The 18,650-nt window shown below is 35.3% G+C and carries 16 protein-coding genes; all 16 read left to right on the top strand.

Annotated elements, in window-relative coordinates; translation table 11 throughout:
- Window positions 1–172 precede the first annotated feature (172 nt).
- The 16 genes from AsAng_RS21510 to AsAng_RS21435 all read left to right on the top strand — a co-directional run bounded on the left by AsAng_RS21510 (window position 173) and on the right by AsAng_RS21435 (window position 18,457).
- Window positions 173–1,222, top strand: coding sequence for a DUF3089 domain-containing protein (locus AsAng_RS21510; protein WP_264789159.1), 1,050 nt, complete (start codon window positions 173–175; stop codon window positions 1,220–1,222).
- Window positions 1,219–2,502: a hypothetical protein gene (locus AsAng_RS21505; protein ID WP_264789158.1), complete on the top strand. Its 1,284-nt coding sequence runs from the start codon at window positions 1,219–1,221 to the stop codon at window positions 2,500–2,502. The genes AsAng_RS21510 and AsAng_RS21505 overlap by 4 nt, the downstream gene beginning before the upstream one ends.
- A gap of 172 nt (window positions 2,503–2,674) precedes the next feature.
- Window positions 2,675–2,932: a hypothetical protein gene (locus AsAng_RS21500; RefSeq protein WP_264789157.1), complete on the top strand. Its 258-nt coding sequence runs from the start codon at window positions 2,675–2,677 to the stop codon at window positions 2,930–2,932.
- 42 nt (window positions 2,933–2,974) lie between these two features.
- Window positions 2,975–4,348, top strand: a complete 1,374-nt coding sequence (locus AsAng_RS21495) for an alkaline phosphatase PhoX (RefSeq protein ID WP_264789156.1) — start codon at window positions 2,975–2,977, stop codon at window positions 4,346–4,348.
- A gap of 5 nt (window positions 4,349–4,353) precedes the next feature.
- Window positions 4,354–5,334: a protein kinase domain-containing protein gene (locus tag AsAng_RS21490; protein ID WP_264789155.1), complete on the top strand. Its 981-nt coding sequence runs from the start codon at window positions 4,354–4,356 to the stop codon at window positions 5,332–5,334.
- Between the two features lie 19 nt (window positions 5,335–5,353).
- The gene (locus tag AsAng_RS21485; protein WP_264789154.1) at window positions 5,354–6,328 is read left to right on the top strand and encodes a PorP/SprF family type IX secretion system membrane protein; all 975 of its coding nucleotides are present in this window, start codon (window positions 5,354–5,356) and stop codon (window positions 6,326–6,328) included.
- Between the two features lie 231 nt (window positions 6,329–6,559).
- Window positions 6,560–7,822, top strand: a complete 1,263-nt coding sequence (gene porK / locus AsAng_RS21480; RefSeq protein ID WP_264789153.1) for a T9SS ring complex lipoprotein PorK/GldK — start codon at window positions 6,560–6,562, stop codon at window positions 7,820–7,822.
- 645 nt (window positions 7,823–8,467) lie between these two features.
- A complete protein-coding gene (gene porL, locus AsAng_RS21475; RefSeq protein ID WP_264789152.1) occupies window positions 8,468–9,217 on the top strand; it encodes a type IX secretion system motor protein PorL/GldL in 750 nt (249 codons plus the stop codon).
- 122 nt (window positions 9,218–9,339) lie between these two features.
- The gene (gene porM / locus AsAng_RS21470; RefSeq protein WP_264789151.1) at window positions 9,340–10,980 is read left to right on the top strand and encodes a type IX secretion system motor protein PorM/GldM; all 1,641 of its coding nucleotides are present in this window, start codon (window positions 9,340–9,342) and stop codon (window positions 10,978–10,980) included.
- A 117-nt stretch (window positions 10,981–11,097) separates the two neighbouring features.
- Entirely contained in the window at window positions 11,098–11,982 is an 885-nt protein-coding gene (gene porN, locus AsAng_RS21465) for a type IX secretion system ring subunit PorN/GldN (RefSeq protein WP_264789150.1), read from the top strand.
- A 403-nt stretch (window positions 11,983–12,385) separates the two neighbouring features.
- Window positions 12,386–13,999: a type IX secretion system motor protein PorM/GldM gene (gene porM, locus AsAng_RS21460; RefSeq protein ID WP_264789149.1), complete on the top strand. Its 1,614-nt coding sequence runs from the start codon at window positions 12,386–12,388 to the stop codon at window positions 13,997–13,999.
- 251 nt (window positions 14,000–14,250) lie between these two features.
- Window positions 14,251–14,649, top strand: a complete 399-nt coding sequence (locus AsAng_RS21455; protein ID WP_264789148.1) for a GldM family protein — start codon at window positions 14,251–14,253, stop codon at window positions 14,647–14,649.
- Window positions 14,650–14,924: 275 nt separating this feature from the next.
- Window positions 14,925–15,659 carry a GldM family protein gene (locus tag AsAng_RS21450; RefSeq protein ID WP_264789147.1) on the top strand — a complete coding sequence of 245 codons (735 nt, stop codon included), beginning with the start codon at window positions 14,925–14,927 and terminating at the stop codon, window positions 15,657–15,659.
- Between the two features lie 79 nt (window positions 15,660–15,738).
- Window positions 15,739–16,479 carry a GldM family protein gene (locus AsAng_RS21445; RefSeq protein WP_264789146.1) on the top strand — a complete coding sequence of 247 codons (741 nt, stop codon included), beginning with the start codon at window positions 15,739–15,741 and terminating at the stop codon, window positions 16,477–16,479.
- A 140-nt stretch (window positions 16,480–16,619) separates the two neighbouring features.
- Window positions 16,620–17,486, top strand: a complete 867-nt coding sequence (gene porN, locus AsAng_RS21440) for a type IX secretion system ring subunit PorN/GldN (protein ID WP_264789145.1) — start codon at window positions 16,620–16,622, stop codon at window positions 17,484–17,486.
- Window positions 17,487–17,839: 353 nt separating this feature from the next.
- Window positions 17,840–18,457 carry a hypothetical protein gene (locus AsAng_RS21435; RefSeq protein ID WP_264789144.1) on the top strand — a complete coding sequence of 206 codons (618 nt, stop codon included), beginning with the start codon at window positions 17,840–17,842 and terminating at the stop codon, window positions 18,455–18,457.
- The last annotated feature ends 193 nt before the right edge of the window (window positions 18,458–18,650 follow it).

The raw sequence follows: 18,650 nt of genomic DNA, 5'->3' as shown, positions 1-18,650 counted from the left end.
CTGGGTTCGGGTTTCTAGCGGAGTAATGGAATAAACAAAAATTATAAATCTAAGGAGTAGGTTATTGAGTACTCTTTTTGACAGTTTTAAAGAATTTAACATTTTCGTTTCTTATTATAAGAAGAATTGAAATGAGAGAAAAGTATTCTAGTACTTAATTGAAAGAAAAGCTATGACACAATTCATCTTAAAACTACTGTTGTTCGTGGGGAGTTGCTGGTGTTTAACTTCTTGTAGTCGTCTATCTTTGTTGGTATTTATCAAACCAGCCAAGAAATTTAATGAACATAAAATTCCTGCTCCTCCTGACTATCAAAAAAATAAAAGTTGGCACCAATGGGCTAGGCGAGATGCTGACAAAAAGGTTGATGTTTTTTATCTACATCCAACAACTTATATTGTAGGCAAAGGTTGGAATCAAGACCTTGACGATGCGCATGTTAATTGGAGAACCAAGGTTTTACCCATTAATTATCAGGCAAGTGTCTTTTATGATGCGGGTAGAATGTTTATACCTAAGTATAGGCAAGCTATATTTTATTCTTTTGTCGATAAAAAAGACAATGGAAAAAAAGCCTTGGAACTTGCTTATGAGGATGTGAGAAATGCTTTTTATTATTATTGGGAACACCACAACCAAGGTCGTCCTTTTATTTTTGCAGCGCATAGCCAAGGCGCTTATCACAGTCAAAAATTGTTGGCAGAAATTTTACAAGATTCGGCTATTCGAACCCAATTGGTAATTGGCTATGTGATAGGTTGGCCCATTCCCGAAGATTATGTTCTTAATTCTAATGTTATTGAGATTTGTTCTACGGCTACTCAAACGGGATGTATTGTTTCTTGGAATACAGAGGGGCAAGCCCCAAAACTAAGTTTGGTTGAAAAGGTCAGTGCAGGCAAAAAAATTATATGCGTAAATCCTTTGTCTTGGAAAACCGATACCTCGTATGTTTCCAAAAACCAAAATTTGGGCGCTTTGCAATATAACAAGCATACCAAAAAGGATGAAATCATCTTATATTATTGCGATGCTGCAATCAGAGATGGTGCCCTAAGGATAAACGAACCCGCCAATCAAGTAGCGTTGCAAATGCCAATGGGAAAAGGAAATTATCACCTCTACGATTATAGTTTCTTTTATCAGAATATAAAGCAAAATATTAAAACTAGAATAGCTAGCTATTATAATAGAATAGACTCAACCCAATTGAACCAATGACGCAACTCCTAAAACCATTATTATCCCTTTGTAAACTAATTTCTTATGTTATATTTGTTGTGCTAATCGGAATGATTGCTTATCTCAATGTTCGATTGTATTATACGCCAACGTATGTCAAAAATGAAACGGCAACTATTAATGAAGACGTACGACATCAGCTCAATTATCTTAAAAATTACCTGCACAAAGATGGGGGAGAGAAGGCGCAAAATCAATATCCCGAAGGGTTTATTTTTATTAATGCTTTGTATGGTTTGGCTTGGTGCGATTTTATTGCCAACCTGCCAACAGGACATCCTATCCGATTAGAAGGATTGCAGGAAATAGACTGGGCATTGGAGGAATTGGAGCGCAGTTATGCACAAGAATTGTTTCCCCATACTATTCAACCCCAAAGAGGAATTTTTTATTTGGGCTGGAAAAATTACTTGTTGGGTCAAAAATTAGCGCTTCAGAATTCTGAAAATTGGGAATCCGTAGATCGCATTCAATTTGAACAGCAGTGCGCTGCTATTTATACCGCTTATCAAACAACTTCAAAAGTTTATTTGGCATCTTATGTAGATTTAGCTTGGCCAGCAGATAATATGGTAGCGGTGGCTTCCTTGGCTTTGTATAATCGAAATTTAGAGCCTAAATATGATTTATTCATAAAAAAATGGATACAACAGGTAAAGGAAAAGTTAGATCCTGCCACCCAATTAATCCCTCATGAAGTAGAATACGAAAACGCAGCAGTTAGAGAAGGCGCAAGGGGCTGTTCTCAAAGCTTAATGCTGAATTTTTTGTTGGAAATAGATGCTAAGTTTGCACAGGAACAATTTAAAAAGTATAAAAAACAGTTTCTAGATAATCGATTTGGGCTCGTGGGCATTAGAGAATATAGAATGGATACAACAGGGCTTGAAGATGTCGATTCAGGTCCCGTGATACTGGATATTGGAGGAGCTGCTTCTTTAGTAGGTCAACGAACAATGGCACGCTATAAGGACATAGAAACAGCCATAGTATTGCGCAATAGCATTGAATGTTTTGGGGTTGCTTATACGCATAAACAGCAAAAAAAATATGTTTTTGGATTGGAACCGATTGCCGATGTTTTTATTGTTTGGGCAAATGTAATTGACTTGAGCGAAGCAGAAAAACAAGTTGGTAATTGGAGGTGGAAATTTCAATTGTTATCTTTAATGGTATTAGCCATTCTCCTTTTTGTAATAAGGAAGTTTTTTTTTAAGAAAAAGAAGATCGAAAAATATGGAACTAACAACCGAACATAAAGCGTCCATCGATAAAAGTGTGTTGTGCTGGCTTGCTACTACATCGGTAGAAAGCATCCCGAATGTTTCACCAAAAGAAATTTTCAATTATTATGGAACAAATCAAATCATTGTGGCAAATATCGCTTCGCCCCAAACCGTTTGAAACATCAAGCAAAACAACCATGTTTGTGTGAGCTTTATTGATATTTTGGTACAAAAAGGATTTCAGGTCAAAGGAAAAGCAAGGATTGTTAAAAAAATGGATGCTGAATTTCCAACAATGGAAAAAATATTGCTTGAGATGACAGGAGGAATGTTTCCTTTTGCAACAATCACAGCAATTACTGTAGAAGAAGTAAAACCTATTGTTGCGCCTAAATATATCTTATACAAGGAGACAACAGAAGAGGAACAAATAGAAAGTGCTAAAAAAGCATATAGAATTTAAAATCAACAGAGTATTATAAAAACTAAGCGAAAAACAAAATAAATGAAATCGACACGTAGACATTTTTTAAAAATGATGGGGGCTGTAAGTTTGGGCTTTTCGGGCTTGCAAACATTTGCGCATGAATTAAAACATGATTTGTTGATTGATGGCTATGGGCAGTTGGAGGAGCAAGGAATTCTTAAATTACCCAAAGGGTTTTCTTTTAAGATTATAGCAAAAAAAGGAGCCACCATGCACGATGGTCTTTTATTGCCAGGGAGAGGTGATGGAATGGGAACCTTTGAAGGAAAAAATGGTCGAGTAATTTTGATTAGAAATCATGAAAATTCGCCAGGGTATTTGGTAGATTCGCCTTTTGGCTATAGCAACCAACATTTGCATAAAGTCAATCAAAAGCGAGTCTTTGATATGGGCTATGGTAAGTATCCGCATTTAGGGGGAACGACTACTAGTATTTATAACGAAAAAACACAGCAGGTAGAAAAGGTTTTTATGAGTTTGGCGGGAACTGCTCGAAATTGTGCAGGAGGAGTTACGCCTTGGGGCTCTTGGTTGACTTGTGAAGAATATGTACATACCAAGGATGATACACATGCTAAAAACCATGGTTATGTATTTGAAGTGCCCGCCACAGAGGATATAAAGCTTAAATATCCAGTGCCTTTGCGAGCAATGGGGAGGTTTAACCATGAAGCAGTAGCCGTTGATCCAAGAACGGGAATTGTTTATTTAACCGAAGATAGACACGATGGCTTATTTTATCGATTTATTCCTAAAGTAAAAGGCCAATTGCACAAAAGAGGTAAACTCCAAGCTTTGGCATTTGTTTGGAAAGAAGGAATGGATACCCGAAATTGGACGGAAACTACATTGAAGCAGGGGACAAAATATGCTGTGAAGTGGGTTGATTTAGAAGATGTAGATACAGAAAAAGATGATTTAAGGATTAGAGGACATGCTAAAGGCTGTGCGCTTTTTGCAAGAGGGGAGGGAATTTGGTTTGGCAATCAAGAACTTTATTTTGCTTGTACAAATGGAGGGAAGACCAAAACAGGACAGATTTTTAAATACATTCCTAGTCCGTATGAAGGGAGTTCAAAAGAAAACAATAAAAAGTATTATCCTAGAGTAGAGTTATACGCAGAACCTAACGATACCTCTGTCTTGAGATATTGTGATAATTTGACGGTAGCGCCTTGGGGCGATGTCGTTTTTTGTGAAGATGGCATTAAACCTAGAATTTTTGGAATTACAACAACGGGTAAGTTTTACCAAATTGCAGAAAATATAGGGTATAAATCTGAGTTTGCAGGAGTCTGCTTTTCGCCTTCTGGGCAAACGTTATTTGTTAATATTCAAGTGCCAGGACTAACATTAGCGATTACAGGGGACTGGGCTAAATTACATAAATAAGATTGATGAAGGAACAAGCGTCAATAAATACCCTAAGGGAATTTTTTGAAAAATATGAAATAGATCAAACCGAATCACTTGACCAAAAAAAATTCGGGAGCGTTTATAAAGGTATTGAAAAGGAGCGCAATCAAGAATGGGCCATCAAGTGTAGTGAAGTACACCCTAATTTTGATAAAGGGCTGTTTGAGGAACGTTATCAGAAGGCTAAAGAATTGCAGCATGTTAATTTGCTACCCTATGAGACGAGTTATCGCTTTGTTGAGGGGATGGTTACGAATATTGCTGTCATGCCTTTGGTTAAAATGGGGAGTTTGAATCAGCACTGGGCGTTGTCAGACGAGGATAAAAAATTAATTGCCGATCAGGTACTAGATGGCTTATATTACTTACATGCTCAGGGGGTAGTTTGGCAAAACTTATCCGCACAACACATCTTATTAGAAGAAAACTTTGGTAATTATGTGCCTAAGTTTATCAATTATGGGAGTCCAACAAAAATTCCATTGGCTTTTTTTGTGGACTATGAATACTTAGCGCCAGAACAATTAGAGGATGAAGCGCCTTTAGATCTTCGTTCAGATATTTGGGCTTATGGTGTTTTGTTGTACAAATTGTGGACAGGAAGGTTGCCTTTTGGGGAGAAAAGTGCTAGTTTGCCTAATGCAAAAATTCAAGAACGGATAATTGGAACTAAGGATTGGGAATTGGGTTTGATGGATCAAATCCCTCAACCTTATCAGAGAATTGTCGAAAAATGTCTGAAAAGAAAAAAAGAAGTGCGTTGGAACAATTGTGGAGAAATTATTGCGGTCATAAAAAATTGGCAACCAAGCCTTGTTCCTGCTACTGAAAAGAATAAGACAGAACCCGAAAAAACAGAGCCCCCTAGACGTGTTTTACGCAAACCCAATAAGCCCATTGTTTGGTGGCAGGTGGTATTGCTTTTTTTGTTGGCTGCCTGCTTGGGATATTTAATAGGCTAAATGATTAGAATAGACTACTATGGAAAGACTTAGATACATCTTATTGAGCTGCTTTTTATTGGGCGGGATAACATTGAGTTGGGCACAACAACCTGCACAATATTCGCTTTATATGCTCAATAAATACGCTTATAACAATGCTTATAATGGTCTGGATGAATCGTTGAGTATGACAGGTGTTTTTCGCAAACAGTGGGTTGGTTTTAAAGGAAGTCCCCTAAGTGTTAATTTTAATGCACACTTACCAATTGAATACCTTAGCAGTGGAATTGGACTAGGGTTTGAATACGATGCCATAGGAGCATATAAAGATCTTTCTATTCGAGGATCTTATAGTTATATTATTGATTTAGGAAAGGCTGGAAAATTATCGTTGGGAGCAGCAGGACGCTTTTTGCAAAAGAATTTGGATGGGAGCCTATTATTGACACCCGATGGGAATTACGAACAAGGAGTCAATCACAATGACCCCAATGTGCCAAACATAAAAGAATCGGGGATTTCATTTAGCCTAGATGCAGCTATTTATTATAAACATAAGTTTTTTGAACTAGGACTGTCTGCCATTAATTTAACACAACCTACCTTAAAATTGGCTACGGATGCATCTGTGACCTACCGTCGAGCTTATTTTTTTACTGCTACAGGCAATATCAAGTTGTCAGATAAGTTTGATTTGCACCCCTCTTTTTTACTAAAAGCTGATTTTGTGAAATTTCAACCCGAAATTGCTGTAATTTTAAAATGGAACAACAATATTTTTGGAGGATTGGCGTTTAGAGGGTATGATAGCCATACAGCAGATGCTTTGATCTTTGTTGTAGGGATGCAAATTACTAAAAATATAATGTTGGCTTATTCTTACGATTTGTCTGTTGGAAGTTTACAATCTTACAATAGTGGATCACATGAAGTAGTCCTAAATTACAATCTTAACAAAAAAATTGGCAAAGAAATCCCTTCAAAAATTATCTATAACCCTAGATTTTTATAATTTCACAAAAAAAAATACTGAAAGTTTAAGAATATAGATAATAAGAAGACTATTATTTCCGTTAGTAATCAAAACACGTTTCTACAATAAATATCAGAAATTGCCTTGTCTGATAAGAAACAAGCCTTTTATTTGATAACTAACTTTTTTACAGCTATATTTACGGTCGCCTTTCCAAAAAAATATAGTTAGTGCTTTTTTAAGAAAACGGTTTTAAACACGGGTGCGAACATGAAAAAACAAAATTTAGCTATTTTATTTATTACCCTACTCTTTGCTTCATGTGCAAAGGTAGATAGCGGTCAGTTGACGGGTATCTTAGACAGACCAACCTGGAAACCTATCCAACCATATGGTATGCAATATGTTCCTTCGGGAACTTTACATATTGGACCAAGTGATCAAGACGTAAATCACGCTTTGGTTCAACGCCCAAAACAAATTTCTATACAAGGGTTCTTTATGGACGATACTGAAATTACCAATAATGAATATCGTCAGTTTGTAGAGTGGGTTAGAGATTCTATTGCTCATACTCAACTTGGACATACTAAAGAATATCCTGGTGGAATTCAAGGGGTAGATTGGGAGCAAGAATTGAGTTATGAAGCTGGTGGAGAATTAGATGGAATGTTTTATCAAGGTGATGAGCAGTTTGGTAGTTCTCGAAACCTAGATATTCGCCAACTAGTATTTGACTATCAGTGGTACGATTGGAAAGCAGCAGCACAAGATTTCTCTTGGTCTGATGACTACAATAGACACTCAAAAGAAAAGCACAATCGTTCTGACTATATCAAAAAAGATGCAACTAGAATTTATCCAGATACCTTGGTTTGGATTCGTGACTTCTCATATTCTTACAATGAGCCAATGACTCGTAATTATTTCTGGCATCCTGCTTTCGATGATTACCCTGTTGTAGGTATTGCTTGGAAGCAAGCAAATGCATTTTCTTATTGGCGTACCAATCTTTGGAATAATTTCGAAGATGTAAATACAGAAGATTTCCGTTTGCCAACAGAGCATGAGTGGGAATATGCTGCTAGAGGTGGTCACGATATGGCACCTTTCCCTTGGGGAGGTTATTATGTACGTAACGCAAAAGGATGTTTGTTAGCAAACTTCAAGCCTGGACGTGGTGATTATCCTGCGGATGGTGGATTGTATACAGTACGTGCAGATGCTTATTTTCCAAATGATTATGGATTGTTTAATATGTCTGGAAATGTAGCAGAGTGGACTTCTTCTGCTTATTATGAAAACGCTTATGCCTTCTTGCATGATTTGCAACCAGATATTCGCTTTGATGTTGAAAACGAAGATCCTACTGCTTGGAAACGTAAAGTAATACGTGGTGGTTCATGGAAAGATATTATGTATTATATCCAAACAGGTACTCGTCACTACGAATTTCAAGATACTACAAAATCATACATTGGTTTCCGTAATGTTTTAACTTTCTTAGGTCGTTCAATGAATGACTTTAACTAGGGATTAAATGCATTAAATAGAAAGCCGTATTGCCTTTTAGTAAGCAATACGGCTTTTTGTTTTTTATGGGCTTGCTTGTCGCAATTTTCTAAGATAAAAACGAAGAATAATCAGAATTAGTCTTTGTTTTTTTCGTTCATTTTTTAAGATTAGTGATTCAGAGAAGTGACTAATTTTTTGCGATTAATTACAAAAAAAACAACATAATGAAGATCGGGAGTTGAGGACTATTTTTATTTGGTAAATCAGATGCATGTTCTTATGTTGTTCTGTTTTTATATGTAAAATATTGGTTATCTTATTGTTATGTTTTGTTCTTTTTTTGTTGAAAAAAAAACTATTTGCAAGTGTTTTTTTAAGATAAAACGATAAGAAACTTTTTAGAATAAAAATTGCGGAATATTATTTGGATAAATAGCTTGATCTATTTATAAATCGAAGGTCTAATGTGTTTCCTACATGATTTTTTTGAAAAAAAAAATCTTTTTTTTTTTTCAAAAAGTGTAACCTTTATATAAAATAGTGTTATACTTACGAAAGTTTTTGGAAAGTGATGTTCTATCACTAGAACAATTACACCACCCGAATTCTTTCTAGAGACCCTTTATTTTATATTTTATATAACCTTTTTAAACTTTTTTAAACATGAGTTTCATACATTCTTCAGGCTTTGCTTATGTAAAGAATCTTATTATCGGTTGTGGAGCAGCAGTAGTACTTGTTGGGGCACTTTTTAAGATTCAAAGCTGGCCATATGCATCTGAAATGTTAACAGTAGGTCTAATTACTGAGGCATGCCTATTCTTGATGCTAGGGGTATTACCTCCTCACAAAGATTACTATTGGGAACAATTATACCCAGGTTTGGATAAAGCAGGAGCTGATATGTCTGCTTTCTTGCCAGATAATGTTGATGCAGTAAATAGTCCTTCTAAAGTTGACCAAAATGCAGCATTGATTGAAGCCGTTAATGGAATGAAAACAGCTGTTTCTCCTTTGGAATCTCAACAAACTAAAATGGTTTCTGAGCTACAAACTATGTCTAAAACAATGAAGAGCTTGGATATCTTTGCTGGTCTTGATTTTGATGATGTAGGAAAATTAACTAAAGAAACTGGTAAATTTGTAACTGTTCTTTCTAATGCTATTCAAAATGTTGCTGATTCTGCTGAAGATGTAAACGTTTACAGAGAAGAATTGAAAACATTGAATGGTAACTTGTCTGATATGAATAAAGTATATGGTGGTGTTGTAAATGCTATGGAAGGTGTTGCTGCTGTTGCTGATTCTGCTGATTCTATCAAAGAATACTCAGCAAATGTTAAAACATTGAATGCTAACTTAGCTAGCATCAACAAAGTATATGGTGGTATGCTATCTGCTATGAAAGGATAATTGATTCTTTTTTAAGCAGTAGTTGATATTCAAACAGCTTTGTGCTCAATTGATATTTACCCAATGAATATAGAGCTGTTTAGAGGCAAAAAACAATATTAATTAGACAAAAAAAGTAAAGCATGTCAATTCCTAAGGAACCAAGACAGCTGATGATTAACCTGATGTATCTGGTTTTGACAGCTATGTTAGCGTTAAATGTATCAGCTGAGATCATAAATGCGTTCTTTATGCTTGATAAGGGTATAAAGAAAAATAATAAAATTGTAGAACATTCTGTAAGTGGTGTTATCACTTCTATGGAAGAAACTGCTAAAACAAAAACTCAATACCAACCATTGGTAGATAAAGCGAAAGAGGCAAAAACGCTTACTACAGGTTTTGATGAATATATCAACTCTTTGAGAGAGCGTATGATAGAAGAATCTGGTGGAGCTTATACTGACCAAGAAGCTGCTGACCAAGGTCATCCAGAATTAGCTGGAAAACCAAGAGGTAAAAAAGACAAAGATACGCCACAACGTATTTTTGTATCTGGTGACTATGGTAGTGAAGGTAAAAAACAACCAGAAGGAGAAGTTCTTGAGCAAAAGATTTTGGACTTGAGAAAGGCTTATTTAGATTTCGTTGCAGGACTATGGGAAGGTCAAGGAATCAAAGGAACTATTTTTGCCGATCCTACTAAAAAAGAAGGAGCTCTAAAAACACTAGAGGCTGAAATGACGCTAACTAGTTCTGAAAATTACAATGCAGAAGCTCACGAAAACAAAACTTGGGCAGATTATACATTCGGTCACATGCCAGTAGCGGCAATTTATCCGATGCTTCGTAAATTTCAAAACGATGCTAGAACTTCAGAATCTGCTGTTGTTAACTTCTTGGCTGGGCAAATGGGTAAACTAGAGTTGAACTACGATAAATTTGACGTATTCTCTCAATCTTCTAAGCCATACATCTTGTTGGGCGAAACTTATGAGGCTGATATTGCACTTGGTGCTTATTCTTCTCAAGCTAAGTTTTCTGTTTCTGTAGGTGGTTCTAGCTTAAAAATTGTTGATGGAAAAGCTAAATATAGCGCAAGAGGTTCTTCTGTAGGACAAAAAACGTATTCTGCAAAGATTTCTGTAAACAACCCATTAACTGGTGAAACAGAAACTTTTACAAAGGAGTTTTCTTACGAAGTAGGACAGCCTTCTGTAAACGTATCTGCTGATAAAATGAATGTATTTTATATTGGTGTACCAAACCCTGTTACTGTTGCAGCTGCTGGTGTAGCTACTTCTGCTATGAAGGTTTCTATGACTGGTGGTAAATTGACTAAAAAGTCTGGTACCAATTATACAGTTACAGCAGATAGACCAGGTGAGGCAACTATTACTGTAAAAGATACAAAGAATGGAAAATCATTTCCATTTAAGTTCCGTGTTAAACGTATTCCTGACCCTGTTGTTCGTTTAGGTAAGAAAACAGATGGTCTGATGGGATCTGGAGAGTTCAAAGCTCAACCAGGTTTGGCTGCATGGTTGGATAATTTTGATTTTGATGCAAGATGCCAAGTTCAATCTTATACCTTGTACTATACTCGTAAACGTCAAGATCCTGTAGAAATACAAGGAAAAGGAGGACGTTTCTCTGGTAAAGTCTCAGCGGCTATACGTCAAGCAAAACCAGGTGATCAATATGCCTTTACAGATGTAAAAGCAAGATGTCCAGGTGATAAAGCTGGTCGCCGTGTGAATGGTTTAGCTTTTAAAGTAAAATAATTTCAGATTTTTTTGAGATTGATAAAATACAAGTTGGTTGTTTTGCGTTATAAGAACACGTAAGCAACCAACTTTTTGTAATTTTATTATTCGGTAATACTCAAAACGATTAAACTGATGAATGTGAATCTTAAACTTTTACGATTCTTCGTTTTAGGACTAGTTTTAACAGTAGTAACACCTACTTCTGTCTGGGCTCAAGTTGATGAAAACAATCCTAATGTAACAGAGTCTGGCAATACAGATCAAGTTAAACCAAGAGACAATTTTTATGATCGTTATCTATATACAGAAAAACGAGTTATTCCTTACGACTTTATACATGAAAAAGATGTATTCTGGGAGAGAAGAATTTGGCGTTTGATAGATATTCGTGAAAAAATGAATCATGCGTTCAAAAATGAAAAAGAGCCTTTTATCTCTATTCTTTTAGAACATGCAAAAGCTGGCAATATTACGTTGTATCACACTTTTGATGATGAGTTTACTCAAGCAATGACTCAAGAAGAAATGCAGAATATTGGTAGTTCTGTAGATACAATTATTACTTTTGATCCTGAAACATTTGAGGAGATTGTACAAGTAGTAGTTAACGATTTAAACCCTGAAGATATTAAGAAATATCGTATCAAGGAAGTTTACTTCTTTGATGAAGAAACCTCAACTTTGGACGTTCGTATTTTAGGTCTTGCACCAATTATTGATCGTGTAGATGATAACGGAAACTTCTTAAATTCAGGACCAATGTTTTGGGCTTATTATCCTGAGTTGCGTGACATCTTGGCTCGCCACGAAGCTTTTAATCCTCACAATGATGCTGCACGTATGAGTTGGGAGGATGTATTCGAAGCAAGATTGTTTGCTAGTTACATTATTAAAGAATCTAACGTTTATGATCGAAGAATTAAAGATTATAAAACAAATCCAATGGATATGTTATTAGAATCTGATAAACTCAAAGAGCAAATTTTTCACTTTGAGCATGATCTTTGGTCATACTAAAATAGCTTATGGACACGATATGGGTTAGTAATAGCCTAGTATAAATAAGCAACTACTTATTAAAATTGCCAACTTGTTATTAACAAGTTGGCAATTTTTTTTTATTTAAAACTGTAACCTTTTGTTGAAATGTCATTATGAGATTGTACAAGGATGAAAAATAAATAACAAACAATTCGTTTTTGAAATGTATTAACAGGAACCCTACAACCTAAGATACGTGTGTTTAGTTTGTTGATTGTTGCGTTTTTGTACGAAAGCAATTGGGAGCATCTATAAAAGTTAGGTGTTACACCGTAGTGATTTTTATTCATGAAATAGGTCTTTCTATTTGAGGCGAATCACTTCTAAGGAAATATTTGGCTGTCTAAACCATCGATTTATTCATTAAAAACAAAAAACTATGTCGATACCGAAAGAACCAAGACAGCTAATGATTAACTTAATGTATTTAGTGCTTACGGCAATGTTAGCACTTAATGTATCTGCCGAAATAATAAATGCTTTTTTTGCTTTGGATAAGGGAAATCAGCATTCTATGGACATTGTAAATGAACAGTTGAATATCACTGAAAATAGTTTGGATGCTTTATTAAAAGATGACTCCAAACAGCGATTTCAACCTATTGCACCTGCTGTTGATGACATTCGTAATACGACCAAAGGATTAATTGCTTATATCAATGAAATCAGAGATCTGTTGATTGACGAAGGTGGGGATATGAATGGTCAACATGACGATGGCGATTATATCGATAGCCATGGGCATAAAGTTCCTAAGGGTAAAAAAAATAAAGACATTACGACTCGTATTTTAGTTGATGGAGGAAAAGGAAATGAATTAGAGCAAAAAATTACGACATCCAAAAAACATCTATTGGAGGTTTATATTAAGTTGCTTCGAGAGCATGGAACCAATTTTGACTTAAGTGCAGAGGAAATTGAAAATAAGATTAAAAATTTAGAAAGGAACATTACCTTAGAAATTGGAGAAGAATGGAAGCATAGTGATAAAAAAAGTTGGGCTGATTTTAAATTTAGACAAATGCCTTTGGCTGCGGTGTTACCCCTGTTGAGTCAAATTCAATCGAATGCTAAAAGTACAGAGGCGGCTATTGTTAATGATTTAACAGCTGTGGCAGGAGGAAAGGTAATAGAGATAGATCAATTTTTTCCTGTGATTAATGCTCAAAAATCTTATGTGATTAAAGGCGAGCCATTTAAAGCAGAAATTTCTTTAGGTTCTTATAGTTCGCAGCTTGATCCTTCAAATATTCAACTAACCGTTAATGGTTCACCTTTGAAGATTGGGGCAGATGGAAAAGCTATTTTGACTCAAAATACAACTGCTACAGGTAGCAAAAAATTAACCTTGGGCTGTAAAGTGACCAATCCTTTGACGGGAGAAGTAAAAACAGGGACTAGTGTTTTTGAATATGAGGTAGGAATGCGTTCCGCAACGGTGTCTGCTGACAAAATGAATGTATTTTATATTGGGGTGGATAATCCAATTACGGTTACAGCAGCAGGAGTACCTTCTGCACAACTAAAGGTGGCTTGTAGTGGAGGAACGATGACAGGTTCTGGAGCTAAACGAACCATTAGAGTGTCAAGACCAGGCAAGGCGACCGTTTCGTTATCAGGTGGAGGCTTGGCTAAAACCGATTTTGAATTTCGAGTAAAACGCATTCCTAATCCAATTGTAAAGTTGGGGACAAAAGTAGATGGCCTTATGAATTCTGGTGAGTTTAGAGCTCAGTTGGGCTTGTTGCCAATCTTAGAAAATTTTGATTTTGGAGCTAAATGTAAGATTCAAAGCTATACCATGTTCTATACTAGAAAAAGAGAAGATCCTACAGAAATAAAAGGTACTGGAGGTCGTTTTTCTGGTAAAGTAGCAATAGCTATAAAACAAGCAAAACCAGGGGATTCTTATGCGTTTACAGAAGTGAAGGCTAAGTGCCCAGGAGATACGGTAGCTCGTCGTGTAAATGGATTGTCTTTTACCATTAGATAAGACTTTTTCTATAATAATACTCCGTGGATTAGTTAATGCGCTTTGCTCATGAGATAGTTTCTTGCTTTTACCTAGGGGGCTAGGCATTATCGCTTATGCGCCAGCATAGCTGGGGTCATGTGGTTTTTAACGGAGTAATGTTATAAATAGTTGGTCATTAATAGACCTTTAAATTTAATAATGAATGTCGAGAGAAGGTTGTGCTGTTGAACAAACAGCATCGCCCTTCTTTTGTTTAAAATTTACTAATTATGATACCATTAGAAAAAATAGCGTTGGGTATTTTGTTGATTTTGAGTACCATATTGATGTCTAGTACTAGTATCAATAGTGATTTTCATCCCAACAACCATAAAACTGGAAATATTACAGCCGCAGAATTTAAGGCACAATTGGGCTTGATTGCTTGGTTAGATAATTTTGATTTTGATGCAAAATGTTTTATTGATTCTTACACCTTGTATTATACTCCCAGAAGAAAAGATCCTGTGACTTTAAAAGCAAAGGGAGGTTCTTTTAAAGGAAAAATTAATCAAATTGTTAAACAGGCAAAGCCAGGAGATCAGTATGCTTTTGTTAATGTAAAAGTGAAATGCCCAGGAGATCAAGTCGGCAGAAAAGCAAATAGCTTATATTTTAAAATAAGATAAAAGTTGAGTAATTAAGCAGAATGGATTATGTGTTACATTTACAATTATTCATTTTACTTAATTTCAGCTTTAGAATAAGAGTTTTGTTACTAAAATAGTGACAAAACTTTTAGGTGTTTTAATTGGGTAGAAGAACTGTTGGGCAATTTTTCTTATGTGGCTTGTTTTATTGTGTTGTTTTTTAGGTGATTACGTTTTTGTTTTTTTAGTTATGTATAATTATATTTAGTATTGAAGGTGCTAAGAAAATATTATTAAATAAAAATATTGTAATTATGAATACTTTAAAAACGACAGGCGGATCATTACTCTTGATCTTGTTATTAGCCAGCAATTTGGGGATGATAATAGAACGACTTATTTGGGTGGAGACGGATCGCACTCAATCTAATATAGCAGGAATAATATTAGATGCCCCTAAGGCTGATTTTGGAGAGGGAATGGTGACCATCTCCGTAGATAAAATGAATGTACTTTATGTTGGGATAGATAATCCTATTACAGTAGTTGCATCAGGAGTTAAAAAAAACCAATTAAAATTGATACCTGGAGATGGGCTTGCGATCCGCAAAAAAAATGATACAGGACAATATATGGTTACCTGCTCTAAATTGGGGATAGGAACGATCACTGTTAAGAATAAAATTACAGGAAAAACAAAGAATTTTGAATTTAGAATCAGACAGATTCCTGATCCTGTAGTACGCTTAGGCGGAAGAAAGGATGGTTTGATGGGGTCAGAAGAATTTCGTGCAGAACCAGGGCTGACTGTAGGGGAAAATCTTTTGGGGGTGAATTGTAAAATTGAGTCTTATACACTTTATTATACTTGTAAAAATTGCAACCCTATTGAATTACAAGGAGAGGGAACAGAGTTTATTGGAGATATATTGGATCTTATTCGCAGAGCAGATTCAGGCGATCAATATGCCTTTACGAATGTGAGGGTACGTTGTTCTGGTGATGCAATTGCCCGAAGGGTTAATGGTTTAGCTTTTAAGATTAAATAGTTCTAAATTCCTATTTTATTCCAATAAATTAGTTGTGGTTATTGCATGTAAATTTATCAAATAACTAATTATTAAAACTATGAATACGCTAAAAACAATAGGTGGGTCACTATTTTTGATCTTATTATTAGCCAGTAATTTTGGGATGATTGTCGAACGGTTTTTATTAGTTGGAACCGATCGTATGCAATTTAATATTGGAGGAACCATTTTGGAAATGTCCGAATCTGATTTTAGTAATGGAACCGTTGCTGTAGCAGCAGATAAAATGAATGTATTTTATGTTGGAGTGGATAATCCCATTACTGTTGCTGCTTCGGGAATCCCCAATGATCAATTGGAATTGCTGCCAGAGGAAGGGATAACAATTAATAAGAGGACGACCGAGGGGCAATATGTTGTTGTTTGTTCTAAGCTAGGAAAGGCTAGAATAAGGGTGAAAGATAAAAAGACAGGGGCAATCAAAGCAGTTGAATTTAGAATCAAGCGGCTCCCCGATCCAATTCTTCGTTTAGGTGGTAAGAGTGATGGCACAATGAAATCAGGAATGTTTCGGGCACAGCCAGGATTGACAACCAAGGCCGATAATATGGATATGGATATCAGTTGCCAACTGCAATCTTATACCTTATTTTATGTCTGTAAACGTTGTGACCCAATTGAACTAAAAGGAGAGGGGGCTTTATTTAGAGGCATGATTCGAAATGTAATAGACCGAGCTAAACCAGGGGATCAATATATTTTTACGAATGTAAAAGCAAGGTGCCCAGGCGATAAAGCTGGTCGCCGTTTGAGTGGATTAACCTTTACTATTCGGTAGTTTTGATTTTATTTTGCATTGATTAAATAAAAAACTGTAACCTTTTTTGTCTGTTGTATTATGGGAGCAAAGAGTAGTCTAGAGTTTCTTTGCCTTTTACTCATGAACTTCTCATTGTCTTAAAATTAAAATTAAAAACAATGATGACGAAAAAAATAGTACCAGCTTTGGTCTGGAGTTTTTGCTTTTTGTTTTGTGCAGTTAGCTATGCTCAAAATTCCAATGTAACAGAATCAGGAAAAGTAGAGCGTGTAGCCCCTAGAGATGGTTTTTATGATCGCTATTTGCACAAGGAAAAAAAGATTCTTGCTTATGATTTTATTCATGAAAAAGATGTATTCTGGGAAAAACGTGTTTGGAGGTTGATCGATATTCGTGAAAAAAGGAATCACATTTTCAAAGATGAAAAAACGCCTTTTATTAGCATTTTGTTAGATGCTGCTAAGGCAGGGGATATTACATTATATCACCACTCGTTTGGAGGAGAGTTTTCTGAGCCAATGACACAAGGAGAAGCAGCTAATGTAGGAGTGACAACAGACACCATTTTTATTTTTAAACCAGAAGATTTTTCAGAAGAAATGAAGATCGTTCATAATGAGTTAAATTATGAAGATATTCAGAAATATAGAGTAAAGGAAGTTTACTTCTTTGATGAAGAAACCTCAAAGTTAGATGTACGAATTTTAGGAATTGCCCCTATTATTGATCGTAAAGATGACAATGGAAATTATTTAAACTCTGGCCCAATGTTTTGGACTTATTATCCAGAGTTGAGAGAAACCCTTGCTCGCTCTGAGGCTTTTAATACGCATAATGATGCTGCTAGAATGAGCTGGGAGGATGTTTTTGAAGCTCGTCTGTTTGGTAGTTATATTACTAAGGAATCAAATGTTTATGATCGTAGAATCAAGGATTATAGATCAGACCCTATGGCGGTATTGTTAGAATCTGATAAAATAAAAGATGGTATTTTTCATTTTGAACATGATCTTTGGACCTATTAAAAGAATAACCTAAACCAATAAATCTTAGCGTTTTTATTATAAAGTGAGTCAGTACTTGTTGCTGACTCATTTTTTTGTTGATAGCAAGTTGAAAATAATTAACAAAAAAGTGTAAAAAATGAAAAATTGAATGTTTTTGGTGAAACAAAAAGATGTATTAAAACGTATACCTAACTATACAATAAGCAACCAAATAAGGTATTCACAAACAAAAAATAAAGAATCAAATGTTTAGGTGAAGTTCTTTATTTATCAATGTTGTATGGTGTTTAAGTAAATGTTTTGAAAAACAAAAACTTAAGTTGATCTAATATACTTAATGCAATCCTTTTTTATTAAAAACAAAAACGTTGATGATGGAAAATCGAAAGATGACTCAAAAAAGACTTTGGAAAGAAAAAGAATTCAGATTGGAGGATGGTATTTTACACCTCAAAGAAATGGGATTGTTGAGTGGCTATGAATTGGAATTACGATACGAAGACATTATTGGAGAAAAGAGAACCAAACGGCAACCTAATTATTTTTTATTTGGAGCGGCTTCGGTGTTGTTTTGGTTATCTATAACTAATTTTATTGGTTATAGTGCTGGGCTTATAACTGCTATTGTACCACCGATCTTGGGGGTATTAATGTCTGCTCTGTTATTTTATATTGTTTATCGTAATGCGCAAGAGGTTTTGTTTTTAGATACACTGGATAATGGTACAATTGGCTTTTTTAGAGATGGGGGGAATAAAAAACAAGCCGATGAATTTGTGGCTGAGCTGTTGGAGCGGCAAAAGGTATTTTTAGTTGAAAAATACTGGGATTGTGTAGATTGTTACGATCAAAAAATGAACAACCTCGATTGGCTTAAAAACCGAAATATTGTGAACATAGATGAGTTTAAATACCTAAAGGAAGAAATGTTTCATGAAGGTGAAGCCGAAATACTGCCCATAGGTTTTCACAATAGAAAGTGTTCTTAAGTTTTTTATTGATTAGAGCCTCGTACTACTTTGATTGGTAATTGAAATTTTTTGATTTTCTTATAATAGGCAATTTTTTGATTCATTCACCCAATTTATATAGCGCAAGTTAAGGAGGCTTGCGCTTTTTGTATTGTAGCAACTCCTAAAAATAAGTACAGATAAGCAAGCGAAATTGGAGAATCTATAGGTA

Origin of the sequence: Aureispira anguillae (assembly GCF_026000115.1) — a bacterium.
GTDB classification, from domain to species: domain Bacteria; phylum Bacteroidota; class Bacteroidia; order Chitinophagales; family Saprospiraceae; genus Aureispira; species Aureispira anguillae.
This window is presented reverse-complemented; position numbering and strand designations above follow the sequence as displayed.

Bases quoted from the DNA above. Each gene is read 5' to 3' on its own strand.
- AsAng_RS21510 (WP_264789159.1), top strand. From the start codon at position 173: ATGACACAATTCATCTTAAAACTACTGTTGTTCGTGGGGAGTTGCTGG.
- AsAng_RS21505 (WP_264789158.1), top strand. From the start codon at position 1,219: ATGACGCAACTCCTAAAACCATTATTATCCCTTTGTAAACTAATTTCT.
- AsAng_RS21495 (WP_264789156.1), top strand. From the start codon at position 2,975: ATGAAATCGACACGTAGACATTTTTTAAAAATGATGGGGGCTGTAAGT.
- AsAng_RS21490 (WP_264789155.1), top strand. From the start codon at position 4,354: ATGAAGGAACAAGCGTCAATAAATACCCTAAGGGAATTTTTTGAAAAA.
- AsAng_RS21485 (WP_264789154.1), top strand. From the start codon at position 5,354: ATGGAAAGACTTAGATACATCTTATTGAGCTGCTTTTTATTGGGCGGG.
- porK (WP_264789153.1), top strand. From the start codon at position 6,560: ATGAAAAAACAAAATTTAGCTATTTTATTTATTACCCTACTCTTTGCT.
- porL (WP_264789152.1), top strand. From the start codon at position 8,468: ATGAGTTTCATACATTCTTCAGGCTTTGCTTATGTAAAGAATCTTATT.
- porM (WP_264789151.1), top strand. From the start codon at position 9,340: ATGTCAATTCCTAAGGAACCAAGACAGCTGATGATTAACCTGATGTAT.
- porN (WP_264789150.1), top strand. From the start codon at position 11,098: ATGAATGTGAATCTTAAACTTTTACGATTCTTCGTTTTAGGACTAGTT.
- porM (WP_264789149.1), top strand. From the start codon at position 12,386: ATGTCGATACCGAAAGAACCAAGACAGCTAATGATTAACTTAATGTAT.
- AsAng_RS21455 (WP_264789148.1), top strand. From the start codon at position 14,251: ATGATACCATTAGAAAAAATAGCGTTGGGTATTTTGTTGATTTTGAGT.
- AsAng_RS21450 (WP_264789147.1), top strand. From the start codon at position 14,925: ATGAATACTTTAAAAACGACAGGCGGATCATTACTCTTGATCTTGTTA.
- AsAng_RS21445 (WP_264789146.1), top strand. From the start codon at position 15,739: ATGAATACGCTAAAAACAATAGGTGGGTCACTATTTTTGATCTTATTA.
- porN (WP_264789145.1), top strand. From the start codon at position 16,620: ATGATGACGAAAAAAATAGTACCAGCTTTGGTCTGGAGTTTTTGCTTT.
- AsAng_RS21435 (WP_264789144.1), top strand. From the start codon at position 17,840: ATGATGGAAAATCGAAAGATGACTCAAAAAAGACTTTGGAAAGAAAAA.